This is a genomic window from Streptomyces sp. SID3212, from assembly GCF_009865405.1.
Taxonomy (GTDB): domain Bacteria; phylum Actinomycetota; class Actinomycetes; order Streptomycetales; family Streptomycetaceae; genus Streptomyces.
This window is the reverse complement of sequence record NZ_WWJY01000406.1, coordinates 1-8258: the sequence shown is the minus strand read 5'-3', so window position 1 is coordinate 8258 and position 8258 is coordinate 1. Positions and strand designations below refer to the sequence as shown.

Here is an 8258-nt window from a genome sequence, read left to right as displayed (position 1 = left end):
GACGGCCACGCGGGTGCTGCCGGGGGCGCGCCCGGTCCCGGCACCGGTCGCCGTGACCGCCGCCCGCCCGGCCGGGGTCCGTACCGGACTCCAGAGCGCCGACGACCTCGACACCCCCGTCCGTACCCGCGCGCCGCGCAGCCTGGTGGCGCTCGGGTCCCCGCTGCCCGGGGTGGTCCTGCGGCTGCTCGACGACCGGCTGTACCCCGTGCCCGACGGCATCGTCGGAGAGGTGTACCTGGGCGGCGAGGGGCTGGCCCGGGGGTACGCGGGTCAGCCGGGCCTGACCGCCGCGTCCTTCCTGCCCGACCCCTACGGTCTGCCCGGCACGCGCCTCTACCGCACCGGTGACCTCGCACGCCGACTGCCCGGCGGGGCACTGGAGTTCACCGGGCGCGCCGACGAACAGGTCAAGATCCGGGGCCACCGCGTCGAACCGGGCGAGGCCGAGGCCGCGCTCGCCGCCGACCCCGCCGTACGGGAGGCGCTGGTCGCCGCCGTCGACGCGGCGGACGGCGGGAAGCGGCTGGCGGCCTGGGTGGTGCCGGCGCCCGGCCACACCGTGTCCGTACCCGCCCTGCGGGACCGGCTGCGTACCGTGCTGCCCACGGCCGCGCTCCCCGCCACCATCACCCCCGTCGCCGAACTGCCCCTCACCGCTCACGGCAAGCGCGACAGATCCGCCCTCGTGGCGCGCGCCGCGACCGCCGCGGACGCCCCTTACCAGGCCCCGCGCACCCGGACCGAACGGCTGCTCGCGCAGGTCTGGGCGCAGGTCCTCGGCCTCGAACGGGTCGGCGTGCACGACCACTTCAGGGACCTGGGCGGCGACTCGCTGCTCGTACCCCCGCTGCTGCTCGCGGCCCGCAGGGCCGGGCTCGCCCTCGATCTGGCCACGGCACTGCGCCACCCCACGGTGGAGCTGCTGGCCCAGGCGCTCGACCACCACTCCTCCACCGCACCCGACCACCACTCCCCGGCTCAGGAAGGCTCATGATGCGTCACCTCATCTCCATCGACGACCTCACCGACGCGGAGTTGCGGGGCCTCGCCGGCCGCGGCGCCGAGTTCTCCGCCGGCCTGTCCGCCCCGTCCGCCCCGCTGGCCGGGCAGGTGGTCGGCGTCTACTTCGCGAAGACCTCGACCCGTACCCGTACGGCCTTCTCGTCCGGATCGCTCCGGCTGGGCGGATCCCTCATCGCGTACGGCCCCGGCGACCTCCAGCTCAACACCGGCGAGAGCACGGAGGACACCGGACGGGTGCTCTCCGGGATGCTCGACGTGCTGGTCGCGCGGACCGCCGGTCCCGAGGCGGAGCTGCGCGGCTGGGCCGCCCAGGACCGGATGTCCGTCGTCAACGCGATGAGCGCCGAGGAGCACCCGACCCAGGCGCTGACCGATCTCACCACGCTCGTACGGTACTTCGGCCGGATCGACGGGCTGCGCATCCTGTACGCGGGGGAGGGCAACAACACGGCGGCGGCGCTGGCGCTCGCGCTGAGCCGGTTCCCCGGCGTCGAGTTCGAGGTCCGTACGCCACCGGGGTACGGGCTCACCGCCTCCGTCCTGGAACGCGCGCGGGCCCGGGCGGCCCGCTCGGGGGCCCGGCTGGTGGAGCGGCACGACATGGACGACCTGCCCGAGGGGTTCGACGTCGTCTACACCACCCGCTGGCAGACCACCGGCACCAGCAAGCCGGACGCCAACTGGCGGGAGATCTTCGCCCCGTTCCAGGTCACGGCCGACCTGTGGCGGACCAGCCCGGGGGCGGTCTTCATGCACGACCTGCCGGCCCACCGGGGCGAGGAGGTCACGGCGGACGTCCTCGACGGGCCGCGGAGCATCGCCTTCGCGCAGGCGACGAACAAGATGCACAGCGCGATGGCGGTGCTGGAGTTCGTACGGGCTCCGGCGAGGGCGGCGAGCGCCGACCCGGTCACCGCGCGCAGCCCGCTGGACGGGCTGGTGGCCGCGCGATGAATCCGCCTCCCGAGTCGGCGACGGATCCCGCCGTGCTGCCGTGGCTGCTGGCCGAGGAGTCGGCGGCGTCGGTGGAGCGGAAGTCCCCGCTCAAGTCCGAGCCGGACCCTGACCCTGTTTCTGAGCCTGAACTCCCCTCTGTGGCCGCCGAGTCGGAGGTCGTACCCCTGCGGCACAACCGCGACTACCGCCTCCTGTGGGGCGGGGCCGGTCTTTCCCTGCTCGCCGGGCGGGCCACGGCCGTCGCGTACCCCCTGGCCGTGCTCTGGGCGACGAAGTCGCCGGCCGACGCCGGTCTGGTCGGTACGGCCCTGCTGCTCCCGCAACTGGTGGTGCAACTGCCCGGCGGCGCGCTGGTGGACCGCTGGGACCGGCGCCGGATCATGCTGGCGGCCGGGACGGGACAGACGCTGGTCGCGGCGGCCGTCGCGACGCTGCTGCTGACCGGGCACGTGTGGCTGTGGGCGCTGCTGGCCGCCGCGTTCGTCGAGGGCACGCTGGGTGTCCTGCACCAGCTGGCCGAGCGGGCCGCCGTGCCCGCCGTCGTACCGAGGGAGCAGATCTCCGCCGCGATGACGGGGAACGAGGCCCGGACGAGAGGCGCCGCGATCGCGGGCCAACCGCTGGGCAGCGGGCTGATCACGCTCGGGGCGGCCTTCCCGTTCGTGGCGGCGACGGTGGGCCAACTGGCCTCGGTGATCTGCCTGTTCGGCGTACGGGGCAAGCTCCAGCAGACCCGTCAGGGCCCCCGGCAGGCCATCGCGGCCGAGGTGCGGGAGGGGCTGGTCTGGATGTGGCGCCAGCACTTCCTGCGGGCGGTGATGGCGGCGGTCGCGGTCTCCAACATCCTGTTCCAGGGCCTCAACCTCGCGGTGATGACCGGCATCCAGTCGGCGGGGGGCTCGGAGTTCCAGGTCGGTGTGGTGCTTTCGCTCAGTGGCGCGGGCGGGCTGGTCGGCGCGATCAGTGGCGGCTGGTTCACCGAACGGCTTTCGATGCGGGCGCTGGTCATCGGGGGGCTGACGGTGTGGGCGCTGCTGATGGTCCCGGTGGCGGTGTTGCGCGATCCGTACGCGCTCGGTGCGATTTTCGCGGCGAGCGGGTATGTGGGGGGCGTGTTCAACGTGGCGGGCGGTGTCTTCCTCGTCCGGGTCGCACCGGACGGGATGCGGGGGCGGGCCAACTCGCTGGCCAACCTGGTCGGCGGCGGCGCGATGGCGGCGGGGCCGGTGGCGGCGGGGTTCGCGCTGGAGGCGGTCGGTCCTACGAGTACGGTGCTGTGGCTGAGCGCGGCGATGGCGCTGACCGCGCTGGTGGCCCTGGTCTCGCCCGCGTTGCGCCGGGGCCCGTTCCCAACGCCCCCGACCCCCTGAGCGACGCGCCGCCCCGACCCACGCTGTCCTCAATCGCCGGACGGGCTTGATTGGGCCGGTGTTGTCCGGAACCGGCGGGTGCGGGTCGTGTGTCCTCAAGCGCCGGGCGGGCCAATCAAGCCCGTCCGGCGATTGAGGACAAAGCGGTGCCCTCGGGCGCGTCCGAGGAACTCGTCCTGCTACACGGCGCACGCCCTCCTTCCGCGGCGCGCCCCCAGCAACAGGATCGCGGTCACGCACACACCCACCGCCACCACCAACGCAGCCAGCGCAGCGACCAACGCGCGGTCCGGATCCAGCGGCGCCAACCCCCGCCGCGCATGCCACAGCAGCAGCGCCGCGAAGCCGGCGTGGCTGAGAGCCGCGACGACCACCAGCGCCGTCCGCACCGCCGCGTCCCGCAGCACCGGCACGCGGGTCGCGAGCAACCCGAGGCCGATCGCGACCAACGGGACCAGTTGCAGCGCGTGCAGCCCGACGAAGTGCGCGACCCGCAGGTCACCCGCGCCGGTCGCCCAGCCCGTCAGCGGCATCCCGGGACCGCCGTCCGGCGCGCCCACCGTGTGGGCCCCGACGATGCCGGGGCTACCCCCGCCGTCCAGGGCCTCCGCCTGCGCGGGGGTCGGGCTGGTCATCAGGAAGCCGACGGACATGCCGGCGAGGGAGATGAAGACCCCGAGCGGGATCGCCCACGCCATGGGCCGGTCCACCCGGCGCTGGAACATCAGCAGGACCCCCACGACGAGGGTCAGCCCCCAGCCCAGGTACGCCGCCCCGCCCATGGCCTTGACCAAGAGGTCGTCCAGGGTCGTGGACACGTTGAAGTGGCTGCGCACGCCCCGTACCGCCTGGAACGTGATGATCGATATCTCCGGCGCGATGAACCCCACGACCGTCACCGTGCCCAGGAAGCGCAGCGTGCGCCGCCAGGCCCGGGTCCGGCCGATCATCCAGGCCAGCGTGAGCGCGTACAGCCCGAACGACACCGCGAACTTGAACGGCTTGAGCCACACCCCCTCACCCAGCAGGGTCCGTTCGTCGACCGCCATGCCGACGACACCGGTCGCGGCGAGGAGCCCCATGGCCGCCGCGCAGTAGGCCAGGGGGCGGTGTAACCGGGGTAAGCCGCGCCGGCCGTCGCCGTCGCCGCCGTCGTTCTCCTTGACCTGATGATCCATCAGATCGGTCACAGTGACTCCTTCTACGGTGGGGGGTAGTGACTGTCTTCGGCCAGCTGGACTGGCCCGAAATCGATGTACGGATCCGTACATCGATTTCCGGAGGACGCTAGTCCGCTGTCGTATCGCCACGGCATCGCGGCGGCTTCGCTCCCTTCCTCCTCCCCTCCGACCAGCCCCCGACACCGTCGGACGGCGTATAGGACGCCGATAGCGGGCGCCGTCAGAGTCGTTCTCGTACCGCAGACCCCCTCATCACCGCGGCGCACCTCACTCACCGCACCGAGACGAAGGAGATCCACCGATGCCGCTCAACACCACGAACCGGCGAGGCGTCCTCAAGGCTGCCGTCGGCGTCGCCGGCGCGGCGGCCGCGGTGTCGGTGGCCGGCGTACTGCCGGCCGCCGCGCACGGCAGGCCGCACCACCGCCGCCTCCCCTCCATCCCGGGCATGGTCGGCGACCGCTGGGCCAACGAGTTCTGGTACGAGTACGACGAGCGCTTCTACTACAACCCGACGCCCGAGCTGGTCGAGGCCGTCGACGTCATCACCGCGCCGTTCGGCGACTTCACGCAGACGGACGCCGCCTGGGCCGCCGCCCGCGCCAGTGGCCGCTACCCCCGCAGCTTCATCGAGCTGGTCAAGCCGAACAAGGACGCCTTCGAGCTGCTGTCGCGGGCGCAGCGTGACGTGTACGACGAGTTCTACGGGGGCGACCCGAAGGGACTGCTCTTCGCGTTCCAGGAGTTCGGCCAGGGCGTCCTGTTCGACCCGCGCCGCCCGGCCGGCAACAAGGTCCACATGATGAACTACACGCCGCCCGCCTTCACCCACGCGTACCACCGCTGGCACCCGTTCCTGGCCGGCTTCCAGCTGCTCAACGTGGACAAGCACTGGTGGGCGCACATCAACCGCCTCGCGGGCACGGCCTGGGAGCTCCAGTCCATCGGGCAGCCGGTCAACGACGCGGACAACAACCAGCGGCTGCCGCGGCGCACGGTGGAGGGCGTCACCCGCAAGTGGCTGCGCCGCTCCACGCACCAGATCGACAAGGCGTTCGACAGCTACCCGTACCCGGCCGACATCGGCCAGTTCTAGGGCCCGGCGGTTTCGTTTCTCTCCCCGTACGACGTACGACTCAGGAGGCACAGCCCACCATGCATGCCACGACTGGAACATCACCCCGGATCGGCGTCTGGATGATCGGCGCCCGAGGCTCGGTCGCCACGGCTGCGATCGCGGGTGCCGCCGCGATCAGCGCGGGCTCTGCCTCCTCCGACGGATGCGTCACGGACCTTCCCCCGTTCCGTGACGCATCGCTCCCGGCCCTCGCCGATCTTGTGTTCGGCGGGCACGACATAGTCGGTGTCCCGCTGCCGGCGAGGGCCGGTCAACTCGCGGAGGCGGGCGTGCTGCCCGCCGGGATCCTGGACGCGGTACGAGCCCCCCTCACCGCCGCCGACCGGGAGATCCGCGACGGGGCGGGGCGGGAGGGCGAGCCGCAGTCCGCGGCCGCCGCCCGCTTCGCCGCCGACATCACGTCCTTCCGGGAGCGGCACGGGCTCGAACAGGTCGTGGTCGTCAACGTCTCGTCCACCGAGCCGCTGCCCGACCCCGACCCGGCGTTCCTCGACCTCGACACGCTGGAGGAGGCGCTGGCCACCAGCACCGGCCTGCTGCCGCCCAGCTCCCTGTACGCGTACGCGGCGTTCCTGGCCGGCTGCGCGTACGTCAACTTCACCCCGTCCGCCGGGGCTTCGCTGCCCGCGCTGGAGCAGCTGGCGCGGCGGTGCGGTGTCCCGCACGCGGGGCGCGACGGCAAGACCGGCGAGACGCTCGTCAAGAGCGCGCTCGCCCCGATGTTCACGCAGCGCGCGCTGCGCCTGCGGTCGTGGTCGGGGACGAACCTCCTCGGCGGGGGTGACGGCGCGACCCTGGAGGACCCGCGCGCCGCGCGCAGCAAGACCGAGTCGAAGCAGCGCAGCCTGGAGGAGACGGTGGGGCACCCGGTCGAGGGCCAGGTGCACATCGACAACGTTCCGGAGATGGGGGAGTGGAAGACCGCCTGGGACCACATCTCCTTCCAGGGGTTCCTGGGGGTGCGGATGTCGATGCAGTTCACGTGGGTGGGCTGTGACTCGGCGCTGGCCGCGCCGCTGGTCCTGGACCTGGTGCGGCTCGCGGCGCTGGCGCGGCGGCGGGGGGAGGCGGGGGCGCTGCCCGCGCTGGGCTTCTTCTTCAAGGACCCGGCGGGCTCGCGGGAGCACAACCTCACGCTTCAGTACGAGGCGCTGACGGCGTGGGCGGCGACTCCGGGGACCGGGTCGGCGACGGACAACTCGCCCGCGTCCACGGGTGCGTTGCGATGAGCGCGCCGACGCTTTCGGGCGCCGGTACGGGCCTCCGTACGGACGCGGGTGTCACGGAGCCGGGCCCTGTCCGCCGGCCTGCCACCCGGCCACCCCGCTCCGACCCCAATTCCCACACCCGCCCCACTTCCCGCACCCTCCTCACCTTCTCTACCCTCCCCACGCTCTCCACGCTCGCCGAGCTGGTGAGGGCGCCCGCGGCGATCACCGTTCCCGGGGACGTCCTGGCGGGAGCCCTGGCTTCGGGCCGCGCGCCGGTAACACGGACGCTGGGGCTGACGGCGTCCTCGGTCGCCCTCTACTGGGCGGGCATGGCCCTGAACGACTGGGCGGACCGGGACGAGGACGCGGTGGAACGCCCCGAACGCCCGATCCCCTCGGGCCGCCTGAGCGCCGGCGCGGCGCTGGCCGTGGCGGTGGGCCTGACGGGCGCGGGCCTGGGCATCGCGGCGCTGGCCGGGGGCCGGCGTACGGTACTGCGGCGCACCCTGCCGCTGGCGGCGGCGGTCTGGGCGTACGACCTGGGCCTCAAGTCGACCCCGCTGGGCCCGGCGGCGATGGCAGCGGCCCGAGGCCTGGACGTCCTGCACGGGGCGGCCTCCGGCCGCACGGCCCCCGCGCTCCCCGCGGCGGCGACGATCGCGGCCCACACCCTGGCGGTGACGCGCCTGAGCCGCCACGAGGTCCACGGCGCCCCGCACTCGGAGCCCCGCGTCTCGCTGGCCACGACGGCAGCGATCACAGCCACGCTGGCAGCCCCAGCGGCCCGACTCCTGACGAACGCGGCACGCCGCTCCGCCCAGCCCGCCACCACAGGGCTGCTGGCGTCCGTTGCCGGTCTGTTGGCTTCCGGGGTCCGCAGCTCTGCCCCGACCCCCACCGCCGGGCCGGAGGCGATGGCTGCCCGTAACCCGGAACGGGCTTCTGCCACCGGGCAGTCGCCCACGTCGGTACGCAGCTCCGGCACGCGCTCCGCCGCCGGGCTGCTGGCGTCCGCGTTCCGGACCTCCGGACTGGCGTCCGCTGCCGGTCTGTTGGCTTCCGGGGTCCGCAGCTCTGCCCCGACCCCCACCGCCGGGCCGGAGGCGACGGCTGCCCGTAACCCGGAACGGGCTTCTGCCACCGGGCAGTCGCCCACGGCGGTGCGCCACCCCGGGCCGGTCTCCGCCGTCCCCCGGGCCCCATCCGCTCCCGCGTCCCCCGCCTCGGCGGCACCTCTCGCCTCGTCCGGTGCTTCCGGGCGGTCCGCCGCCGCGCAGTGGCTGGCCGTTGCCGGGGCCGGGGCTCATCTCGCGGGGCCGGCCGCCGCTTCCGTGGCGCGTCTGCTTGCCGCGCGTACCGACGCCACGGGTGCTTC

At 73.8% G+C, this 8258-nt stretch carries 7 protein-coding genes; 6 read left to right on the top strand and 1 reads right to left on the bottom strand.

Translation table 11 applies throughout. The annotated features are described in order from the left end of the window. The 3 genes from GT042_RS12345 to GT042_RS12335 form a co-directional block, all read left to right on the top strand. A partial coding sequence (locus GT042_RS12345) for a phosphopantetheine-binding protein (protein ID WP_161308769.1) occupies positions 1-997 on the top strand: 997 nt, incomplete at its 5' end. Beyond that, entirely contained in the window at positions 997-1980 is a 984-nt protein-coding gene (locus tag GT042_RS12340; RefSeq protein ID WP_161308770.1) for an ornithine carbamoyltransferase, read from the top strand. The genes GT042_RS12345 and GT042_RS12340, both read left to right, overlap by 1 nt. Further along, on the top strand, positions 1977-3353 hold the full coding sequence (locus tag GT042_RS12335) for an MFS transporter (RefSeq protein ID WP_161308768.1): 1377 nt from the start codon (positions 1977-1979) through the stop codon (positions 3351-3353). The genes GT042_RS12340 and GT042_RS12335 overlap by 4 nt, the downstream gene beginning before the upstream one ends. A gap of 179 nt (positions 3354-3532) precedes the next feature. Here the strand turns inward: GT042_RS12335 and GT042_RS12330 are convergent, their stop codons facing one another. After that, positions 3533-4543 (bottom strand): hypothetical protein, encoded by a 1011-nt coding sequence (locus GT042_RS12330; RefSeq protein ID WP_161308767.1) that lies wholly within the window; start codon positions 4541-4543, stop codon positions 3533-3535. 292 nt (positions 4544-4835) lie between these two features. Between GT042_RS12330 and GT042_RS12325 the strand changes: the two genes are divergently transcribed. The 3 genes from GT042_RS12325 to GT042_RS40080 form a co-directional block, all read left to right on the top strand. Further along, positions 4836-5630, top strand: a complete 795-nt coding sequence (locus GT042_RS12325) for a Tat pathway signal sequence domain protein (RefSeq protein ID WP_161308766.1) — start codon at positions 4836-4838, stop codon at positions 5628-5630. 59 nt (positions 5631-5689) lie between these two features. Continuing rightward, a complete protein-coding gene (locus tag GT042_RS12320; RefSeq protein ID WP_161308765.1) occupies positions 5690-6901 on the top strand; it encodes an inositol-3-phosphate synthase in 1212 nt (403 codons plus the stop codon). After that, the coding region (locus GT042_RS40080; protein ID WP_161308764.1) for an SCO3242 family prenyltransferase at positions 6898-8258 on the top strand (1361 nt) is incomplete at its 3' end. The genes GT042_RS12320 and GT042_RS40080, both read left to right, overlap by 4 nt.

Excerpts from the sequence above, each read along its gene's own strand:
- GT042_RS12340 (WP_161308770.1), top strand. The coding sequence starts at position 997 with ATGCGTCACCTCATCTCCATCGACGACCTCACCGACGCGGAGTTGCGG.
- GT042_RS12335 (WP_161308768.1), top strand. The coding sequence starts at position 1,977 with ATGAATCCGCCTCCCGAGTCGGCGACGGATCCCGCCGTGCTGCCGTGG.
- GT042_RS12325 (WP_161308766.1), top strand. The coding sequence starts at position 4,836 with ATGCCGCTCAACACCACGAACCGGCGAGGCGTCCTCAAGGCTGCCGTC.
- GT042_RS12320 (WP_161308765.1), top strand. The coding sequence starts at position 5,690 with ATGCATGCCACGACTGGAACATCACCCCGGATCGGCGTCTGGATGATC.